Below are 19,497 nucleotides of genomic sequence, written 5' to 3'. Positions count from 1 at the left end.
CGATCCTTTTGTTCGTCAGGCTGTGTGTCTGACATAACTGCCACTATACTTGTCGGAGTTAACTGCGACAACTTCTTTCTGAGTTAAAATTCGTTATAATGCAGCGAACAATGACCCGGAGTGAGCCATGGCGTTTTACAGTTCTGGTGTGGAATATGGCATTCATAGCCTGATGTGTATGGTGGATGCAAAAGGCAATGAGCGTGAGATGAGCGTCCGGGAGATGGCGGCCTTGCAGGGCGTACCGTACGACTATCTTGGGAAGATTTTCACTCGTTTGTCACGCGCGGGGCTGGTTATCAGCACCGAAGGCAAGGGGGGAGGATTCCGGCTGGCGCGTCCGGCAGAGCTGATCAGCGTGCTGGACGTGGCGCACGCCATCGACGGCGATAAGAATATGTTCGAATGTCGGGAAGTGCGTCAGCGCCTGGCGGTATTTGATGAAACGCCACCGGCCTGGGTCTGTGACGGACCGTGCGGGGTGCGATCGGTTATGGACAGCGCGCAGCAGCGGATGGAAGAGGAGTTAGGACGCCATACCATCCTGGATCTGGCGCGGAAGATGTATCGAAAAGCGCCGGACACGTTCCAGATCGAGGTTCAGGAGTGGATTTCCGATCGCCGTTTGTCTACGTGACAGGCCGGGCAGGGCTAACCCGCTACCCGGCCACCGCGGTTAAGAACGTAAATCAATCACCATACGGCCACGGATCTGGCCCTGTTCCATCTCTTTAAAGATGGCGTTGATATCTTCCAGTGGGCGCAGCGTGACTTTCGGAACCACCTTACCTTCAGCCGCAAACTGGAAGGCTTCGAGCAGATCCTGACGAGTACCCACCAGAGAGCCCACCACCTGAATCCCATCCAGGACCAGACGTGGAATATCCAGGCTCATCGCTTCCGGCGGCAGGCCAACAGCCACCACGCGGCCTCCGGCGCGAACCGCGTCAACGGCAGAGTTGAAGGCCGCTTTCGCCACCGCTGTCACCACTGCCGCATGTGCGCCGCCGGTTTTCTCCTGAATCACTTTTGCCGCATCTTCACTGCGGGAGTTCACGGTTAAGTCTGCGCCCATGCTGGCAGCGAGCTTCAACTGCTCGTCATTCACGTCAATGGCGATAACTTTCGCATTAAAGACATTTTTGGCGTATTGCAGTGCGAGGTTGCCCAGACCGCCCAGGCCATAGATCGCAATCCACTGGCCGGGTTTGATCTCAGAGACTTTTACCGCTTTGTAGGTGGTGACACCGGCGCAGGTGATGCTGCTGGCCGCCGCAGAGTCCAGCCCCTCCGGGACTTTAACCGCGTAATCCGCGGTCACGATGCACTCTTCCGCCATGCCGCCGTCGACGGAGTAACCCGCGTTTTTTACGTCACGGCACAGAGTTTCGTTGCCGGTATTACAATATTCACAGTGGCCACAGCCTTCGAAGAACCACGCCACGCTTGCACGATCGCCAACTTTCAGTGACGTGACGCCCGGACCAATCTCTTTGACAATACCAATCCCTTCATGGCCGAGGATCACCCCGGTCTTGTCGCCAAAATCGCCATTTTTAACATGGAGATCGGTATGGCAAACGCCACAGCACTCCATCTTCAGCAGCGCTTCACCATGTTTGAGCGCGCGTAAGGTTTTCTCTGTAACGTTAACCTGATGATCCTGAGTGACAACAGCAGCCTTCATGTGTTTCTCCTTTTACTAATGAGTATCTGCATAGCAGGTGTAATACCCATTAAGGATTAATACTTTGGCGGTGTAATGCAAGGCAACCGCAACATAATGTCATCAATTAATTCAGTTTCAGATTAAGAATACGGTGATCCTCTAATAATCAGTAGGGGAAAACGCTAACGTAAAAAACCCGGCGTAACGACCGCCGGGTACAGATTTATAGTTGGGCTTCTATCTCCTCAATCTCTCTTCGCCATTGCGCCTGCAACTGCGGTTTTTGGTGTTTTGGCTTGCGCGCCAAATCCTCTTCCAGCAGCATTTCCAGGGCAACCAGGCGTTCGAGCAGATCGTTAGACGCTGAAGGTGGTGCCTTCGATGCAGTCTTCGACGCCTCAGGCACCACCGGACCGGTGCTCGCACGCAGGCGCTCAAACACCGCCTCCGCATCGTGCCATTCGCTAAGCCTGCCGTCCTCAATCAGCCAGTAGCGGTTACAGCTCTGGCTAATTAACTGACGATCGTGGCTCACCAGCAGCACTCCGCCTTCAAACTGTTGCAGTGTTTCCGCCAGCGCCTCTTTGCCTTCCATGTCCAGGTGGTTGGTTGGCTCATCCAGCATCAGAAGGCTATAGCGAGCAAGCGTCAGGCCGATGAACAGCAGGCGCGAACGTTCCCCACCGCTCAGCGTACTGACTTTTTGTCCGTGTCGCGCCCACGGGAACCCGGCACTGATGAAGGCCATTTTACGGGTCTGCGGATCTGGCGCGAAAGGCTCCAGCGCGTCAAAGATTGTTGCCTCCTCCGAAAGCTGATTCAGCGTCTGATCGTAATAGCCTGGCGACACGCGAGGATGAAGTTTCAGGCCAGCCTCTGAAGGTTCACCTGAGAAATGCCGCCAGATAAGCTTCATCAGTGATGATTTGCCGCAGCCATTACGCCCGACGATAGCCACGCGATCGCCACTTCTAAGCCGCGCAATGTCGACGTGAAACAGCTCAGACAGGCCAGGCTCAGGCGCTACGCTTAGGTTTTCCATCTCCAGTAGCCGGTCTGCCCGCAGGGCGTCACCGCGCAGGGTTAATGTCCACGGACTGCCTGCGGTGAGCTCTGTCTGACTCTCCTTAAGCCGTTCGACCTGCTTTTCCATCTGTTTGGCTTTGCGGGCCAGATCTTCGTTATCGTAGACCTTGCCCCAGGTGGCCAGCCGTCTGGCACTGGCGGTTACGCGGTCAATCTCCTTTTGCTCCGCCTTATGCCGCAGCGCATCACTTTCGTCTTTGGCTACCAGCGCCTGACGCGCGGCGGTGCAGGGAAGGGCGAAGTAGTGCAACATCTTATCGCGCAGGATCCAGCTGCCGTTGGTGACGGCATCCAATAGTTGCCTGTCGTGTGAGACCAGCACAAAGCTGCCGGACCAGTTCTGTAAAAACTGTTCCAGCCAGAGCAGGGTCGGCAAATCGAGGTGGTTACTCGGTTCGTCCAGCAGTAACAGATCTGGATCGCCGATCAGCGCCCGCGCCAGCAGAAGACGCGTGTGCTGCCCGCCGCTCAGCGTTGCCGACGTTAAGGCCATGTCCTGCGGTGTAAAGCCCATACCCGCCAGCAGCGTTTCAGCTTTCCAGTGCAGACTCTCGCGTTCAGTCGCGGGCAGTTGCGCCAGCACGGCATCCAGCATGGTCAGGGGATAAATGGCTTCTGGCAGGTGTTGCTCAACGCGCGCCATCAGACAGTATCCGGCCAATGCGACGGTTCCGGCAGCAGGGGAGTCTGTGCCGTCCAACACCTTCAGCAACGTACTTTTGCCGCAGCCGTTGTCGCCCAGCAGGCCAATACGGTCGCCTTTTTTCAGCGTAAAGGAGAGGGAGTCGAATAGCGTGCCAAACGCCGTATCAACACGTAAAGATTGTGCAGTGAGTAAAGTGCTCATTGTTGCTTACCCAAGAGTTACAGGCATGTTTATGCCTCGTCAAACATCGCTGACGATAACTCAGTAAGCCCGAGAGAAGGGATTTCAGGGGTTGGTGTCTTCGCTCAAGCGGAAGTTATCGCAGCACGATACCGATAACGCTTGAGCTGGTGCGATCACCAAATGTATGTGAAACATTGAAAATTTCACAGTACAGCATAATTGGCCTCCTTATAAGTTAAGTGATTATTAGTAACCATCACTATACAACATTTTCATAGAATGAACATACTACTGCGGCAAAAAGCGATATCTTCGGTTGCGGATACAGAACTAAGCGCGTGATGTGATAAAAGGAAGGGCAGCGTCGCTGCCCAGAATCATCTTTTTCGTATAAGCAAATACAGGGATAGCGTGATTACAGACGCAATGAATATGGCCATGCCGAAGAAAACATACAAAACAAAATCCATTATCCTTTCGTCGCCATATATTCCAAAAAGCTCCACAAAATCGTACTGCGTTTCTGGTGGAACAATCTTGTAGAGTGTGAACATTGATAGAAACACGGCTATACACCACAACAACACAAGGAATGCCGCCTTCATTAATAGACCTGCACAACGCCATGTGCAATCATGTAGTTTCCCAATTGCTGCCCTCCAGTTCGAAGTAAGGCTGATGCCAGAATCTTAAAATCGCTCTGACTATAAAGTGTAATACAACCCTTACTTATGCCAGATGGCCCGATAGGGTGTAACCGGAATTCACCTCGCCTTACGCCTTTCACAAAAGTCTCATCATTTATCAATCCGTCATCGCGATATAATGCAAACCATTCGTTCCGATTCGAACCGGTGAAAAATGCGTTAACACTATCCTTAGTTTGAGTATACCAACCCCCTAATCCACGTAAAAGTATGTAATAGCGACCAGGTGGGAGTGGGCCGTTATCAGGTATATTTGCGCTTTCTGCACGGTTCGTCGCGTCACCATTCCCTGAAAATGCAGGAAAAAAGCCAACTCCGGGCACAGACAAAGTAGCGTACGTACCTCCGTTGAGGTGGAAAAAGCACTGTAGGAGATTCATGATCTGTCATTCCAGGAATCAGCAAAGATGATATTACCGTCACAGTGTCGCCATGTGATCTTCTCGTAACGGAGGGAAATATTTTCTAAATGATTATGTTTTTCCATTGCTGGATTTTTTACGTCATGCATCACCGGGCATATTGAGACCACTTTAACGTTCTCAAGGAACATGTTGAAGTATTCGACCTCTTGACCAGCATCATTGATTTTGTACCACTTAAACTCGGCACTTTTTAGCGTTTGGCCTTTTGCTACAGCCTTGTATAAGTAAGGGCTGGAACTGTCGAACTCCTTTTCAAAAACCAGAGCGCTATGCATGCGCGTACCCGTGATTTTTCCTGTCATATTATCTGTCGGTAGATGCAGTCCATGACCGAATCCTAATACTTCAATACTGCCCTCGCGATATTGCACATCAACCGCGCCTTTGATATCTGCGCCGCCGTCATCTTTCAGCCATAGATATGCTGGGATTGCCATTTCAAAACTCCTTTTTCAATAAATGAATTTAGTGATGCAAAACGTTACTAAACTCTTAAGAAAAACTATTTGTTAGGCAAGAAGTGTTATGTAAAATTTATATATTTTAAAAGGATATAGATTTTTGATTAGGTATGCATTTTTCAAATGATCGATCCTGCTGCATTTTTAAAGCCAAATTATCATGAGTGACTTTCAACAAAGCATTTATAGGCAGGATTAAGGGAATTAGAGGAAAAAGGGAGAAGGGACTTCACGTTCCCTCTCCCTTGTGAAGAGAGGGAACGTTCAAAACTCCAATTTAAATCGAAGTACGACGATAGCTACGGTATTCCGGCATCCAGAAGTTATCATCAATCGCCTGCTGCAACGCATCGGCAGAGGTTTTCACCGCGACGCCTTGCTGCTGCGCCATTTTGCCTACCGCGAAGGCAATTGCGCGGGACACTTTGTGAATGTCTTTCAGCTCCGGCAGTACCAGGCCTTCACCGTTATTCACCAGCGGAGAGTGACCTGCCAGCGTTTCGCTCGCGGACATCAGCATTTCGTCGGTGATGCGGGACGCGCCTGAGGCGATAACTCCCAGACCAATACCCGGGAAGATATAGGAGTTATTGCACTGCGCGATGGGGTAGAGTTTGTCCTTCCACACCACCGGATCAAACGGACTGCCGGTTGCGACCAGTGCCTTACCTTCGGTCCATGCGATGATGTCCTGCGGCGTTGCCTCCACGCGTGAAGTCGGGTTAGACAGCGGCATCACGATAGGGCGTTCGCAATGCTTGTGCATCTCGCGAATAATCTCTTCCGTGAAGAGGCCGGTCTGCCCGGACACGCCGATCAGAATGTCCGGCTTAACGTTGCGCACCACGTCAAGAAGCGAGAGCACTTCGTTATCCGTATCCCAGTTTTTCAGGTTTTCGCGCTTCTGCACCAGTTTGGTCTGGAACGGGAGCAGGTTTGGCATGCCGTCGGTCAGCAGGCCAAAACGGTCCACCATAAAGACGCGGGAGCGGGCCAGCTCTTCGCTTAAGCCTTCGCGCTGGGTCTGGGCAATAATTTGCTCGGCGATGCCGCAGCCCGCGGAGCCTGCACCCAGGAAGACAATTTTCTGATAGCTGAGCTGACTGCCTGCCGCACGGCTCGCAGCAATCAGCGTACCGACGGTCACTGCCGCAGTGCCCTGAATGTCATCGTTGAACGAGCAGATCTCTTCGCGGTAGCGGTTCAGCAGCGGCATGGCGTTTTTCTGTGCGAAGTCTTCGAACTGCAACAGCACGTCAGGCCAGCGGTGCTTCACGGCCTGGATGAAATCATCCACAAACTGATAGTACTCGTCGTCGGTAATGCGCGGGTGACGCCAGCCCATGTACAGCGGATCGTTCAACAGTTGCTGGTTATTGGTCCCCACGTCAAGTACCACCGGCAGGGTGTAGGCCGGGCTGATCCCGCCGCAGGCGGTATACAGCGAGAGCTTACCGATGGGGATCCCCATCCCGCCAATGCCCTGGTCACCGAGGCCCAGAATACGTTCGCCATCGGTCACCACGATCACCTTGATGTTGTGGTTAGGCACGTTTTGCAGAATGTCATCCATGTTGTGACGGTTCTGATAAGAGATGAACACACCGCGGGAACGACGGTAGATCTCTGAGAAGCGTTCACACGCCGCGCCGACGGTGGGGGTGTAAATGACGGGCATCATCTCTTCAAGATGGTTCTGCACGAGGCGGTAGAAGAGGGTTTCGTTGGTGTCCTGAATATTACGCAGGTAGATGTGTTTATCGATTTCGGTTTTAAAGCCCTGATACTGGATCCAGGCACGTTCTGCCTGTTCTTCAATGGTTTCAACCACTTCAGGCAGCAGGCCCAGCAGGTTAAAGCTGCTGCGCTCTTCCATGCTAAAGGCGCTGCCTTTGTTCAGAAGGGGGAACTCCAGTAAAACCGGACCGGCGTAAGGAATATAAAGGGAACGATGTTTTTTCAGTTTGTTGTCCATGTCACTCACTCTTTTTAAGAAGACCCGTCCCTGACACTGCTGTTTGTCATCTTTCTGGCCTGTGCTACGGGGTGCGGTCGGTTGGTATTATAAAGGAGCTGAATATTAATTACCGCAACACATAAACAAAAACACCATCGGGATTACCGATGGTGTTGTGAATTTCGTGCCGGAACTTACTTGCCGGAAGGGCGTTTCCTGCCGGTGGCGTGGGTAACTTGCGTTTCGCTACCCTCCTCAATAACCACTTTACGCTGGTTAGAAAGCTTGTAGTTCAGTCCCAGAATATGGCGTGCCTGACGGTTCGATTTCATGTTAACTCCTCAATCCTGTTGATAGTTTTAAGGACAAGCTTGCTTATGCAAACGAAATGTAACCCCTTAGGTTGCAGATCCAGCTTAGCAGGTTTTTACAGAGGTGCGTTTCGCCCACTAACCACATAGTTGATGGTTTGCTGGTAGATGTCACTGAGGATGTCATTGTCCGTGGCTTCCACCCACTTGGTCAGTTCCATCAAAATGTCATCTTCAGTAACAACACCGTGCTCGGCGTGAAGACCTTGTGCGATCGCGTTAACAAGTTCCGGTTGTGCTGCTGTGGTATGTGCCGGGTAATAAGTAAACATGCTGCCTCCGTGTCGTTGTCTGTTTAATGTTACGGCGTGCAAAATCGTAATTCACATTCAGATTGGCAAATATTTTTGCCGTTGTGGTTCAGATTCGTCCTGGAATTAAAAATAACATCTCCCGTAGCACAGAAATAAAACTCAGGGTTTCCAGCGGCGTAAATTCGTGGTTTTTTCATAAGGCATGGGCGTCGGCCAGGAGATCAATTCCACAATGCTGCCCCAGGGGGTTTGACCATAGCAGAAAGCATTGCCTTCACCTCGCTCATCCGGAAAGCTAAGCGGCTTCGGCGCGGTGAACATCTCGCCGCCGGCGGCGGTGAAAGCCGCGATGGCACTATCAAAATTATCAACATAAACAGCAAAATGCTGAAGGCCAAAGTCGCTGGCGCGAGCGGGCATACCCTGCTCAGGACCGTGCATTTCGAAGAGTTCTATGCCGGGTCCGTGCGGCATAACAAGCATGCGAATGGCATGAATTTTAGTGCCGGGAAATAATTTTAAGGTGTGCTGCTGGGCGGGCTGATCGATATTATCGGTTTCTGCATCGACAGAATGATATAAAACCTGTGCGCCGAAAGCGCGTTCAAAAAATAGGGTGGCTTTTTCAATGTCGGGCACCGTAATACCGATATGGTCAATACCCCTTACTGACGATTGCATAGTAAACTCCTGCTATAAAAAATTTAAATATAGCAGGAGATAATCAGGCTATTACCACTTCATTTCGCCGGTATTCACTTTGGCACTCAGTTCCAGCGAACTTTCTTCCGCAAGGTTCGGCCACTGTTTTTTCATCGCGTTGATGACGCCAGTTGATTCTTTATGCGTCGTGAGGGCCTGTTCAAACTGCTGTAGATAGCGACGGGTAAAGTCGATAGCGCCGGTACCCGCTGGCGGTGTCCCAAGGTAGTGGCCCGGAATAACGCGTTCGGGCTTAAGGGCAGCCATGCTATCCAGCGTCTGCTGCCACTGTTTACGGCTTTCCGGCGTTTGGGTATCCGCCGTCCAGACGTGAATGCCCCATGAGACGCCCGTGCCGCCGAGGATGGTTTTGGCGGATGGGATCCAGACGTACGCCGCATAGCTTTCAGGCTCTTCAATGCTTACTCTCTCACCGTCAATCATAAAGGTGGTTGAGGCAAGCACTTGCGGCACGTAGAGCTGCGTCGGCGCGCCATCTTTCATCTGTGGCCCCCAGAAGGCGAGCTTCGCGTCTTTTGTGGCCCTGATATGGTCCACCACCTGTTGCGTGGCGACAACTTTGGCATTAGGGAAGGCTTTCATCAGCGGTTGCAGGCCGAAATAGAAATCCGGATCGCCGGAAGTGATCACGATTTTGTTCAGCGTTTTACCGCTGTGGCGAATTTTTTCTACCAGCGCTTCGCCATCTTTCACGCTGAACTGGGCGTCAAACAGTACCGCCTCTTTCGGACCAGATACCAGCGTGGAAGAAACGGCAAAAATGCCTTTTTCCTGCGGGTTATACGTATCAACGGCCAACGGCGCGGCAAAGACGGCCGGAGTGAAAAGGGTTGTCAGCAAAGCAAGGCGGGCGATTGTCATGGTCAGGTCTCTGTTCTTCAGGAAAGTCTCTATTGTACGGATCTCTTCATTTGCCAGAATTCCTGAAACAGGAGATGCTTAGTTTCGTAGATCGAGCAAATGGAGGTCAAAATGGATCGCGTTATTGCCGCCCAGGTGTACAACCGCATCTGTGAGCTGGGGAGTTTAAGCGCGGCGGCGCGGGCGCTGGGGATCTCCCGTCCGATGGTGAGCCGTTATCTGGAGCAGATGGAGAAGTGGGCTGGGGCGCGGCTGGTTAACCGCTCCACCCGTAAGCTGACGCTGACGGCGGCGGGGGAGAAAGTCCTGCAAAAGACGCGCACGCTATCGCAAATTTCTCAGGAAATTGAAGATCAGTCAGTGAAGGATTTACCCTCAGGCACGCTTCGTGTCGCCTGCGCGCATTTTACCGCGATGCAGATTATCGCTCCGGTGCTGCCCGAACTGTTGCAGCGTTACCCTCAACTGCGCATTGAGCTGGATGTTAACAACCATCCGGTGAGCCTGGTGGGCGAGCGAATTGACGTGGCGATCCGCATCACCGATAACCCCGAACCGGGTATGATCGCTCGCCGGTTGGGAGAGTGTCGGTCCGTGCTTTGCGCCTCGCCGCACTACCTTGTAAGCCGGGGCGTTCCAGAGGAGCTGGAAGACTTAGCCCGGCACAACTGCCTGCATTACAGCTTTTTTGCCGGTCAGTCGTGGCGTTTTTTAACGCCGGCAGGGGAGCCGGTCACGACGGCGGTCAGCGGCAATCTCAGCGCCAGCATCTCATCTCTGCTGATGGAGGCGGCGATAAATCACTGTGGTATTGCCATGCTGCCCGAGCGCGAGGCCGACGCGGCGCTACGGCAGGGAAGCCTGGTGCCGGTGCTCAGCGCCTATACGCCAAAACCGATCGGCATTTTTGGTATTTATCAGTCGCGAGACTATCAGCCTGCGGCGCAGCGTGTGTTCCTCGACGCGCTGGCAAACCACCTTGCCACGCGATCGGACTAGTCTGTCTTCCCTGCAAAATAGATTATGCGTCCTATACTTATCCCTTTGTAAGCCAAAAGGAGAGCAAGAATGACGATTCATAAGCACGGTTCAGCACACTGGTCTGGCGACATCAAGCGCGGCAAAGGGACGGTATCGACCGAAAGTGGCGTCCTTAACCAGCAACCTTACGGCTTTAACACCCGCTTCGAGGGCGAGAAAGGGACTAACCCGGAAGAGCTGATTGGCGCAGCGCACGCGGCCTGTTTCTCTATGGCCCTGTCGCTAATGCTGGGCGAAGCGGGTTATACCGCCGATTCCATCGATACCACGGCGGATGTCTCGCTGGATAAAACCGACAGCGGTTTTGCCATCAGCAAAGTCGCGCTGCAAAGCAAGGTGACGGTACCGGGTATCGATCCGCAGCAGTTCGACGGCATTATCCAGAAAGCCAAGGCCGGTTGCCCGGTCTCGCAGCTGTTGAAAGCGGAAATCACGCTGGATTACAAACTGAACTGATATCGGGCCGGGCGCATGCCCGGCTCATTTTTAACGGTTACGCCAGCAGCGCACGCTTCGGCTTGCGGAAGAGGGCTGGAGCTGTTGCGGCTGTTCACATCCCTGCGTCGCCAGCGAACAGCGGTCGCAGAAATAGCACCCAACGGGCAGGTGGCGATTACCCGGAAGATCGGTTTTTCGCAACGCCAGATCCTCATCCAGCGGTTCTCCGGTCCGGGGAACGGAGTCAAGTAGCAGCTGCGTATACGGATGGCGCGGCTGACCCAGCACCTGGTTCGCCGGACCCAGTTCCACGATTTGCCCCAGATACATTACCGCCACCCGGTCGTTCATGTGCCGGACCACCGAGACGTTGTGCGAGATCAGCACGTAGGTCAGATTTCGCTGCTGTTGCAGGGCAACCAGCAAATTGAGGATCTGTGCCTGGACGGAAATATCCAGCGCGCTGGTGGGTTCATCCAGCACGATGATGTCCGGATCCGAAGAGAGCGCCCGGGCAATAGCGATTCGCTGGCGCTGTCCGCCCGAAAACGCATGCGGCAGGCGGTCAAGATATTCCGCTCGAATCCCAACCTGCTGCGCCAGCGTTTCAGCCAACTGACGACGCTCCCGTTCGCTGCGACGTTGCTGTATCCACACCGGCTCGGTGATGGTGCGCCAGACGGGTAAACGTGGATCAAGGGACGAGAGCGGGTCCTGAAATACCATCTGCATACCACCCGCCGCATTCGCGCGCTGACAGGCCCCGGTACTCGGTTTGAGCATGCCCATCAGCAGCTGCGCCAGCGTGCTCTTTCCACAGCCGGATTCCCCCACAACGCCCAGCGTTTCGCCGCGATGGATCCGGAGATCCATGCCGTTAAGGGCGTGTACCTGTTCCGTCACGCGCCCCAGCCAGTTTTTGCGCGCAGGAAAATTCACATGCACGCTATCCAGTTCCAGCAGTACCTCAGACATGGCGTCTCTCCTGTTGTGGGTACCAGCAGGCAGCCTGCTGGCCTTCTGCGCCCGTGGAAATTAAGCGCGGCGTTTCGCTGCATTTCGCCCCGGCAGCAAAACAGCGTTCGCGAAAAGCACATCCGCGCGGGAGGTGGCTGAGGTTAGGTACCGTGCCGGGAATGGCCGGGAGGATCTCGCGCGGTTTACCATTTTCCGGGGCACACCGCAGCAGGCCAATCGAATAGGGGTGCACAGGATGGTGGATCAAGGTCTGCGTGCTGCCGCTTTCGATCACGCTGCCCGCGTACATAACGTACATCCGGTCACAAAGCTGCGACACCACCGCCATATCGTGACTGATAAACAGCACCGACGTTCCGCTGGCGCGCGCTTTATGTTTCAGCAGACGCAGCACCTGAAGCTGGACGGTCACATCCAGCGCGGTAGTGGGTTCATCAGCGATGATCAGCTCCGGCTCGCAGGAGAAGGCAAGGGCGATCATGACCCGCTGGCGCATACCGCCGGAAAGCTCAAACGGATAGCGATCCATTACCTGCGCCGCATCCGGGATTTGCATCTCGCCCAGCAGGGTGATCGCCTTCTGCTGCGCGTCGCGGCGGGAAAGCGACTGATGCTGGCGGATCACCTCCACCATCTGCCTGCCAATCCGGCGCGTGGGGTTAAGCGCCGTCATCGGCTCCTGAAAAATCATCGCCACCCTGGCGCCGCGCCACTGACGAAGCTGTTTTTCCGACGCGTTCAGCACATCTTCCCCGAGCAGCGTGACACGGCCATGGTGAACATGGTAACTGCCTTCCGGCAGCAGGCGCATCGCCAGCATCGCGGTGACCGATTTTCCCGAACCGGATTCGCCCACCACGCCGACAATTTCACCCCGGCCAATCTCCAGCGAGACGTGGTTGAGCGCGTGGACGTCACCGCGAAAAATGGGGAAGCTCAGGTGCAAATCTTCAATCGATAATACGGAATCACTCATGACTGCTTCCCTCCTGATTTGGGATCCAGCAGGTCGCGAAGACCATCGCCAAACAGATTAAAGCCAACCGCCGTGATCAGAATTGCCGCCCCCGGAAACGCGCAGTACCACCACTGGTCAAGCACGTAGTTACGCCCCACGGCCACCATTGCCCCCCATTCGGCGGTCGGCTGCTGCGCGCCTAATCCAATAAAGCCCAGCGTGGCGGCCATCAGAATGGCGCTGCCGATATCCAGCGACGCTTGTACGATCAGCGGCGGCAGGGCGTTACGCAGGATATGCCAGCTGATCAGGTGCCAGCGCGATGCGCCAAAGGTGCGGGCGGCCAGCACGTAGGTGAACTGGCGCACCACCAGCGTTTGCCCGCGTGCCAGCCGCACGTAAAACGGAATGCGTACAATCGCAATCGCCAGCATCGCGTTAAACAGGCTTGGGCCGAGCGCGGCGGCCAGGGCCATCGTCAGCACCAGCGAGGGGATGGAGAGCATAATGTCCATGATGCGCATAATGATGGCGTCGCCGCGCCCGCCAAGTACGCCGGACAAACAGCCGAGCAGCGAACCGATGCCGCCCGCAATCACCACCACCGCCAGCCCCGCTGTGATGGACTGCTGGCTGCCCACCAGCACGCGGCTGAACAGATCCCGGCCCACCTCATCGGTGCCAAACCAGTGCTGGGCTGACGGTGCCTGCAAGCGCGCGGTCAGATCCAGCGCGTTCGGATCGTGCGGGACTATCCACGGCGAGACCACCATCATCAGCAGCATCACGATCATAATGACCCCGCCGATCAGCGTGAGCGGGCTTTTGCGTAACATCCAGAACAGCTTTGCCCAGTTGATGCGCTGTTTAGCGGTGCTGACAGGGACGGGCGTTTCCTGAGTTAACATCATTCGGCACCTCCGCGCCCGATTCGCGGGTCGATCCACAGATACAGCAGATCCACCACCAGATTAACTAAGACATAGGCCAGCGATACCACGACCGCGAAGCCCATGACGGCAGGGAAATCCAGCGCCTGAATGGAGGTCACCACCCAGGCTCCCATTCCCGGCCAGGCAAACACGGTTTCGGTAAGGACGGCCCCGTACAGCAGATCGCCCAGCGCCAGCCCGAGCACGGTAATGGAGGGGATCATGGCGTTGGGTAAGGCGTAGCGCAGGACGATGTACCAGCCCGGCAACCCGCTCGCGCGGGCGGTACGAATATAATCCTCGCTCAGTTGCTCAAGCATCGCGGAACGTACCTGACGCGCCACAATACCCAGATGCACAAAGGCCAGGGTCAGGGAGGGTAAAATCAGGTGCTGCAGGGCGTTGAAAAACACCTCGCCGTTGCCTTCCAGCAGAGTGTCCAGCAGATAAAAACCGGTAACGTGGGCGGGCGGATCGAGCCAGTCGTCCAGCCTGCCGCCGCCGGGCAGAATTTGCAGTTGCCCGTAGAACAGAACGATAACTCCCAGTCCCAGCCAGAAGGCAGGCGTCGAGATGCCCGTCATCGCCATCAGTCGCACCAGGTGATCCAGCCAGCGGTTACGGTACACCGCCGATAAAATGCCCAGCGGCACGCCAATCACCAGCGCCAGCAGCAGGGAGCAAAAGGCAAGCTCCAGCGTGGCGGGGAAAAAAGCTTTCAAATCTTCCGCAACGGGGCGACCGGTGCGAATAGAGGTGCCCAGATCGCCATGTGCCAGCGCCTCAACGTAGCGGCCAAACTGAATATAGAGTGGTTGATCCAGCCCCAGTTGCTGGCGGATGCCCTGCACGATTTCATCGCTGGCGCGATCACCGGCCAGCAGGCGGGCGGAGCGCCGGGGATCAGGTGTGAAATAATAAAAGTAATAATACAGACACCGGCCACCACCAGGATTAACCCCCAGCAGCGCTGGCGCACAATGCTCCAGAACGTCATACACTTCCCCCCGGCGTGGGCCGTTACTTACTCATGGTGGCGATGTTAAAGACCTGCTCAAGCATCGGATTAAAGGTGAAGCCTTTGACCTCTTTGTTCATCGCCAGCTGGTAGTTCTTCTGGAACAGATAAACGTAAGCCGCCTCGTCAATCACCACTTTCTGCGCCTGCTGGTAATCTTTGGTGCGTTCCGCCTGATCGGTGGTTTTCAGTGCCGCCTGCAACAGCGCATCGACCTCTTTGTTCTCATAGAATGAGCGGTTCCCCGGCAGCCCTTTTTTGTCCGATTCGAACCAGTAGTTCATGAACATGTACGGGTCAGCGAAGTCCGGGCTCCAGTTACCAATCGCAATGTCATAATCACCTTTGCCGACGCGGTCGCGCATGGTGGCGTTCGCCAGTTTCTCGAGCTTGACGTTAATCCCCAGCTTGCCCAGGCTCGCCTGCGTGGAGAGGGCGATAGGCTCCCAGTTCGGGTCGTTATCGGAATAGAGGAACGTCAGGCTGGCAGGTTTATCTTTGACTTTCTCCAGCGCCGCTTTGGCTTTGGCCTCGTCAAAGCTGTACCGCATGGCGTTCGCATCGAAGCCCCACATGCCCTCCGGGATCGGGCCGCGCATCTGCTTGCCGTTCCCGCTGAGAATGCCTTTCACCATCCCCTGGTAATCGGTCGCCCAGGAGACCGCGCGGCGCAAATCTACCTGATTCATCGGAGGCTTACTGTTGTTCAGATAGAGGTAGGTCACCCGCAGGGACGGGTATTCCGCCACGGCCACTTTGCCTTCCTGCTTCAGAGCAGCAAGCTGATCCACCGGCAGGGCGTCGGCGATATCCAGATCGCCACGGGAAAGTTGCAGGCGACGCGAGGCGCTTTCACCGATAATCTTCACCGAGACGCGCTTAAAGTGCGGCTTTTCACCTGGCCAGTGTGGGTTGGGCACCATCACCAGCTGTTGACCTTTCCGCCAGCTTTTCAGCATAAACGGTCCGGAACCCGCGGTGTTTTGCGCCAGGAAACCGCGTGCGTCGTCGGCGGCATTTGCCTTCAGCACCGCCGGGTTGACGATCGACGCGCCGTCATTGGCCAGCGTGTAGAGGAACGGGGCAAACGGCTGGCTGAGGGTGAATTTCACCGTATGCTCATCCACCACGTCCACTTTCAAATCTTTCGGGAACGCTTCGGAAGGTCCCTGGTTGATTTTAAGCAGACGTTCAAACGACAGCTTGACCGCTTCGGCGGTCACCGGCGTGCCGTCGGAGAATTTTGCATTATCCGCCAGGGTGAACGTCCACACTTTCTGGTCGTCTGACGCCTTCCAGCCCGTCGACAGATCGCCTTCCACCTCCGTGGTGCCAGGCTTGTATTTCACCAGACGCTGGTACGAGGGGTAGGTCACCGTCCAGTCGTTGTTATCGATAGTGACCGCCGGATCCAGCGTTTGCGGATCGGCAGCTTTCCCTATCACCAGCATATCTTTTGGCACCGCCGCCAGCGCGGGAAGGGCGCTCAGGGCGAGCGTAGCGGCAATCAGGGTAGTAAGCAGCGTTGTTTTCATGGCCGGGCTCCAGAATTACAGTGAGTGTGTGATCGGATAACAGGCGAACTGGTCATCTAACAGCGGATAGCTGGCGGCGTTCGGCAGTTCGAAATGCCACCACTCGCTGCTGATGCCCACAAAACCGCCGCCGTACATAACGGCGTTCAGGAGCAGACGATTTCGCTGCGCCTCGGGCGGAACGGAAGGGTGCCAGGCATGAGAACGGTCGTGCATTTCGTCAAACCCGGCGCCCATATCCAGCACGTTGTCGTGTTCATCCATCAGCGTGACGTCAATGGCAGTGCCCCGGCTGTGGTTCGAGCCAATCGCGACATCCACCACGTATTCCGGATTGGGGCAGGCATCCCAGAGTTGCGCCTGTGCCTGCTGGGGGCGGTAGGCGTCGTAGACCACCAGCTTCAGACCGGCCAGCGCGGCGATACTGATCGATTTCGCCAGCGCGGTGGCGGCATCCGTGTGCAGCAGGCACGCGTGGTACTGATAGATCGGGCGGCCGGTAATGTTATCGGCGGTCGCGTATTTCAGATCGATATGCAGCGTGGGAAAAGTTTTCGCCACATCAATCAGTTGACTCTCTTCAGGCATAGCTCCGCTCCTTTAGCGTTCAAATTGACCAAATTCTTGTTGTAGTTGTCGGTTGATTGCCAGACGTTCCGGCAGCGCTTCCCCCAGCGCCTCCACGACGCCCGACAGCAGCAGGTTGAACAGACAGCTCACCGGCGCCAGCGAGTCCCAGAAATGGCCGGTATCGGTCTTCATCTGGAGTAAATCAATCGGGTAATCCCGCGCCCACGGGCACCAGATATCGGTGATCAGCGCCATCGCCAGTCCTTTTTCGCTCGCCACGCGGCAGTACTGGCGGGCAATGGCGGAGTAGGCGCGGGTATCGGTCAGCACGATATACGGGTTAGCAAAGCCGGAGTTAAGCGACTCCACCCAGCTACCGGAGAGCCCTTCGGAATAGCTTACCCGCGGGCGCAGATACTCCAGATGGCTGAAGAACGCATTGGCGATCCCGCGCGTGGACTGGATCCCCAGCACGAAGACGGCGTCGGCATGGGTAAGTTGCTGGACCACCTGCCTGAACGTTTCGCTTTGCGCCAGCTGGTAGACATGGGCAATGGCGTCCACCTCCAGCGACAGGGAGTGCTGAAGGCGATCCGACAGCGGCTGTTGCTGCTTCCAGGAGTCGAGACGCTCGTTAATGCCCCAGGGCTGGTGGGGATCGCGCAGGCTTTTTTTGGCGTCGTCCAGGTTGCGATAGCCCAGCTTGCGCAGAAAGCGTCCGACGGTGATCCCGCTGGTGGCCGTGGCCAGCGCCACGCTCTCTGCCGTTTCAAAGGGGATCTGCCCGACGTGCGCCAGCATCCAGCTTGCCACCCGCTTTTCGCTCGGGGTGAGCTGGCTAAAGGTCGCTTCGATACGGCTCAACACCTCAGGTTTGGTCGTCATACCGCCTCGCTGTTAACTGGCTGTCAAAGGCCGGGTTTCTGTTATCAGATTAACAATGCAGGACGCGTGCCATGTTCACATTGCGGCGAAAACGCGCTGTGCAGCAAAGTTAATGCAATATTTGTTTAACAGATGCTCAACATTTGTGCAGCGTAGTTCACTTTTGGTGCAGTGTCCGGCCTGAGCGGTATCTATTTGGTGAATACGACAGCCTCTTCACATTTTTTGGTAAGATGAAAGCTCTGTGGATAAGAGAGGGAGCCTTACATGGCGAATTTGCCCTGGCGGGTCAGCGTGCGCCTGATGGCTCTCGCAAAAAAAATAGCGATGGTCATCGGGATCATCGTGCTCGTTCTGCTGGCGGTGCGGGTTTATCTTTCGCAGCAGGGGCCGGCTCTGCATCACTGGCATACCTGGCGGGCTGACGAAATGTCCGTGCAGGAGATGGATAACGCGACCTTCGCAGCCTATGTCGCGCGGGAAAACGCCATCTTCACCGCTCTTGATGCTGAGGTGACGGCGAAAGTCACCCCCGCAGAGCGCACGCCGCTGAACCGCTATTACCGTCAGAGCCTGGTGTGGCCAGGACACTTTACTCCGGATGCAAACCGGTCGTTTGTGCTGATGCCTGCCGGAAAGCCGCGCGGGGCGGTAGTGTTGTTGCACGGTCTGACGGATTCGCCCTACAGCGTCAGGCGTCTGGCTGTGAATTATCAAAAGCACGGCTTTGTGGCCGTAGTGCCTCGTTTGCCCGGACATGGCACGGCGCCGGGCGCGTTGACAGACGTTGACTGGGAGGCGTGGCTGGCAGCTACGCGCCTTGCGGTTCGTGAAGCAACACGCCTGACAGGGAACGATCTCCCCCTGCACCTGGTGGGCTATTCCAACGGCGGGGCGCTGGCGATGAAATACGCCCTCGACGCCCTTGATGCGCCTGAACTGCGTAAACCTCAGCAGATCGTTTTGCTCTCACCGATGATTGGCGTCACGGCGTTTGCGCGCTTTGCCGGATTCGCCGGGCTACCGGCTATGTTACCGGCGTTTGCCAAAGCCGCGTGGCTCAACATTTCGCCGGAATATAATCCTTATAAATACAATTCGTTCCCGGTGAATGCGGCACGTCAGTCCTGGCTGCTTACCCGGGCGCTGCATGAGCAGATAAACCGCGATGTTCATGATCACAAACTAACGCAGCTTCCGCCGGTACTGGCGTTTCAGTCGGTCATGGATTCAACGGTCAGTACCCGCGCCGTAGTCAGCGGGCTGTTTGACCAGCTTCCGGCAAATGGCAGCGAACTGGTGGTATTTGACATCAATCAGGCCGGGAGTTTCCGTCCACTGTTCAGGCCATCATCCTGGACGGCGGTGGCTGACCTGCTGCCCGAGGCGAAAAGACGTTACAGTGTCACAATCGTGACCAATGCCAGCCCTGACAGGTTTGATATGGTGGCAAAGACAACGCCTGCGGGCAGCACCCGGGAAACGGTGACGCCGCTGTCGGTCTCGTATCCGCAGGAGGTTTATTCCCTGTCGCATATTGCCATTCCGTTCCCGCCTGAAGACGATCTGTATGGCCGCCATCCTGAGGTGAAAAACCGCTATGGAATCAGTCTCGGGACGATAGCCCTGTGGGGAGAAACATCGGTTCTGAGCGTCGGCAAAGATGCGCTGATGCGCGTGACGTCGAATCCGTTCTACGACTATATGCAGACGCGGATCGACAGCCGTATCGGGGAGAATTAAGCCCGACGTGGAATAGATTAGGTCACACCGGGGAACTGTGTTAAACAATACCGTTC

19 protein-coding genes and 1 pseudogene are annotated in these 19,497 nt (G+C 55.5%); 4 read left to right on the top strand and 16 right to left on the bottom strand.

All coding sequences use genetic code 11. The annotated features are described in order from the left end of the window. Positions 1–127 precede the first annotated feature (127 nt). Positions 128–637: an Rrf2 family transcriptional regulator gene (locus L3069_RS11260; RefSeq protein WP_038416099.1), complete on the top strand. Its 510-nt coding sequence runs from the start codon at positions 128–130 to the stop codon at positions 635–637. Between the two features lie 39 nt (positions 638–676). Here the strand turns inward: L3069_RS11260 and adhP are convergent, their stop codons facing one another. The 9 genes from adhP to L3069_RS11215 all read right to left on the bottom strand — a co-directional run bounded on the left by adhP (position 677) and on the right by L3069_RS11215 (position 9,343). Beyond that, complete coding sequence (gene adhP, locus L3069_RS11255; RefSeq protein WP_022648199.1) at positions 677–1,687, bottom strand: alcohol dehydrogenase AdhP; 1,011 nt, start codon at positions 1,685–1,687, stop codon at positions 677–679. Between the two features lie 205 nt (positions 1,688–1,892). Continuing rightward, on the bottom strand, positions 1,893–3,602 hold the full coding sequence (locus L3069_RS11250) for an ABC-F family ATP-binding cassette domain-containing protein (RefSeq protein WP_038416097.1): 1,710 nt from the start codon (positions 3,600–3,602) through the stop codon (positions 1,893–1,895). Positions 3,603–4,188: 586 nt separating this feature from the next. Next, the gene (locus tag L3069_RS11245; RefSeq protein WP_038416096.1) at positions 4,189–4,671 is read right to left on the bottom strand and encodes a DUF2778 domain-containing protein; all 483 of its coding nucleotides are present in this window, start codon (positions 4,669–4,671) and stop codon (positions 4,189–4,191) included. Then, positions 4,668–5,153, bottom strand: coding sequence for an Hcp family type VI secretion system effector (locus L3069_RS11240; protein WP_032624212.1), 486 nt, complete (start codon positions 5,151–5,153; stop codon positions 4,668–4,670). Before L3069_RS11240 ends, L3069_RS11245 begins: the two co-directional genes overlap by 4 nt. Positions 5,154–5,454: 301 nt before the next feature. Then, complete coding sequence (locus L3069_RS11235; protein WP_038416095.1) at positions 5,455–7,152, bottom strand: NAD-dependent malic enzyme; 1,698 nt, start codon at positions 7,150–7,152, stop codon at positions 5,455–5,457. A gap of 176 nt (positions 7,153–7,328) precedes the next feature. Then, entirely contained in the window at positions 7,329–7,466 is a 138-nt protein-coding gene (sra, locus tag L3069_RS11230) for a stationary-phase-induced ribosome-associated protein (RefSeq protein ID WP_023300167.1), read from the bottom strand. Between the two features lie 95 nt (positions 7,467–7,561). Beyond that, a complete protein-coding gene (gene bdm, locus L3069_RS11225) occupies positions 7,562–7,777 on the bottom strand; it encodes a biofilm-dependent modulation protein (RefSeq protein WP_022648192.1) in 216 nt (71 codons plus the stop codon). A gap of 141 nt (positions 7,778–7,918) precedes the next feature. Then, the gene (locus L3069_RS11220) at positions 7,919–8,440 is read right to left on the bottom strand and encodes a VOC family protein (RefSeq protein WP_038416094.1); all 522 of its coding nucleotides are present in this window, start codon (positions 8,438–8,440) and stop codon (positions 7,919–7,921) included. A gap of 51 nt (positions 8,441–8,491) precedes the next feature. Beyond that, positions 8,492–9,343, bottom strand: coding sequence for a Vmh family MBL fold metallo-hydrolase (locus tag L3069_RS11215; protein WP_038416093.1), 852 nt, complete (start codon positions 9,341–9,343; stop codon positions 8,492–8,494). A 111-nt stretch (positions 9,344–9,454) separates the two neighbouring features. On the opposite strand from L3069_RS11215, the gene L3069_RS11210 reads away from it, so the two are divergent. Together L3069_RS11210 and L3069_RS11205 are read left to right on the top strand one after the other, a co-directional pair. Further along, positions 9,455–10,342: a LysR family transcriptional regulator gene (locus L3069_RS11210; protein ID WP_074133649.1), complete on the top strand. Its 888-nt coding sequence runs from the start codon at positions 9,455–9,457 to the stop codon at positions 10,340–10,342. Positions 10,343–10,411: 69 nt separating this feature from the next. After that, positions 10,412–10,840, top strand: a complete 429-nt coding sequence (locus L3069_RS11205; protein ID WP_003857069.1) for an OsmC family protein — start codon at positions 10,412–10,414, stop codon at positions 10,838–10,840. 30 nt (positions 10,841–10,870) lie between these two features. Here L3069_RS11205 and L3069_RS11200 read toward each other — a convergent pair whose 3' ends face one another. From L3069_RS11200 to L3069_RS11170, 7 genes and pseudogenes are all read right to left on the bottom strand, one after another. After that, a complete protein-coding gene (locus L3069_RS11200; RefSeq protein ID WP_100167654.1) occupies positions 10,871–11,797 on the bottom strand; it encodes an ABC transporter ATP-binding protein in 927 nt (308 codons plus the stop codon). Continuing rightward, positions 11,790–12,776 carry an ABC transporter ATP-binding protein gene (locus L3069_RS11195; protein WP_038416090.1) on the bottom strand — a complete coding sequence of 329 codons (987 nt, stop codon included), beginning with the start codon at positions 12,774–12,776 and terminating at the stop codon, positions 11,790–11,792. Before L3069_RS11195 ends, L3069_RS11200 begins: the two co-directional genes overlap by 8 nt. Continuing rightward, positions 12,773–13,669, bottom strand: coding sequence for a D,D-dipeptide ABC transporter permease (gene ddpC / locus L3069_RS11190; protein WP_022648185.1), 897 nt, complete (start codon positions 13,667–13,669; stop codon positions 12,773–12,775). Before ddpC ends, L3069_RS11195 begins: the two co-directional genes overlap by 4 nt. Beyond that, positions 13,666–14,687 (bottom strand): annotated as a pseudogene (locus L3069_RS11185) (ABC transporter permease). The gene ddpC and the pseudogene L3069_RS11185 overlap by 4 nt, the downstream one beginning before the upstream one ends. Positions 14,688–14,710: 23 nt before the next feature. Next, complete coding sequence (locus L3069_RS11180) at positions 14,711–16,243, bottom strand: ABC transporter substrate-binding protein (protein WP_038416089.1); 1,533 nt, start codon at positions 16,241–16,243, stop codon at positions 14,711–14,713. A gap of 15 nt (positions 16,244–16,258) precedes the next feature. Further along, the gene (ddpX, locus tag L3069_RS11175; RefSeq protein ID WP_038416088.1) at positions 16,259–16,831 is read right to left on the bottom strand and encodes a D-alanyl-D-alanine dipeptidase; all 573 of its coding nucleotides are present in this window, start codon (positions 16,829–16,831) and stop codon (positions 16,259–16,261) included. A gap of 12 nt (positions 16,832–16,843) precedes the next feature. Continuing rightward, positions 16,844–17,698, bottom strand: a complete 855-nt coding sequence (locus tag L3069_RS11170) for a MurR/RpiR family transcriptional regulator (RefSeq protein ID WP_038416087.1) — start codon at positions 17,696–17,698, stop codon at positions 16,844–16,846. Between the two features lie 267 nt (positions 17,699–17,965). On the opposite strand from L3069_RS11170, the gene L3069_RS11165 reads away from it, so the two are divergent. Further along, positions 17,966–19,441, top strand: a complete 1,476-nt coding sequence (locus tag L3069_RS11165) for a carboxylesterase (RefSeq protein ID WP_032676226.1) — start codon at positions 17,966–17,968, stop codon at positions 19,439–19,441. Positions 19,442–19,497 lie beyond the last annotated feature (56 nt).

It is taken from the genome of Enterobacter cloacae complex sp. ECL411 (genome assembly GCF_021869665.1).
Classification (GTDB): domain Bacteria; phylum Pseudomonadota; class Gammaproteobacteria; order Enterobacterales; family Enterobacteriaceae; genus Enterobacter; species Enterobacter intestinihominis.
This window is presented reverse-complemented; position numbering and strand designations above follow the sequence as displayed.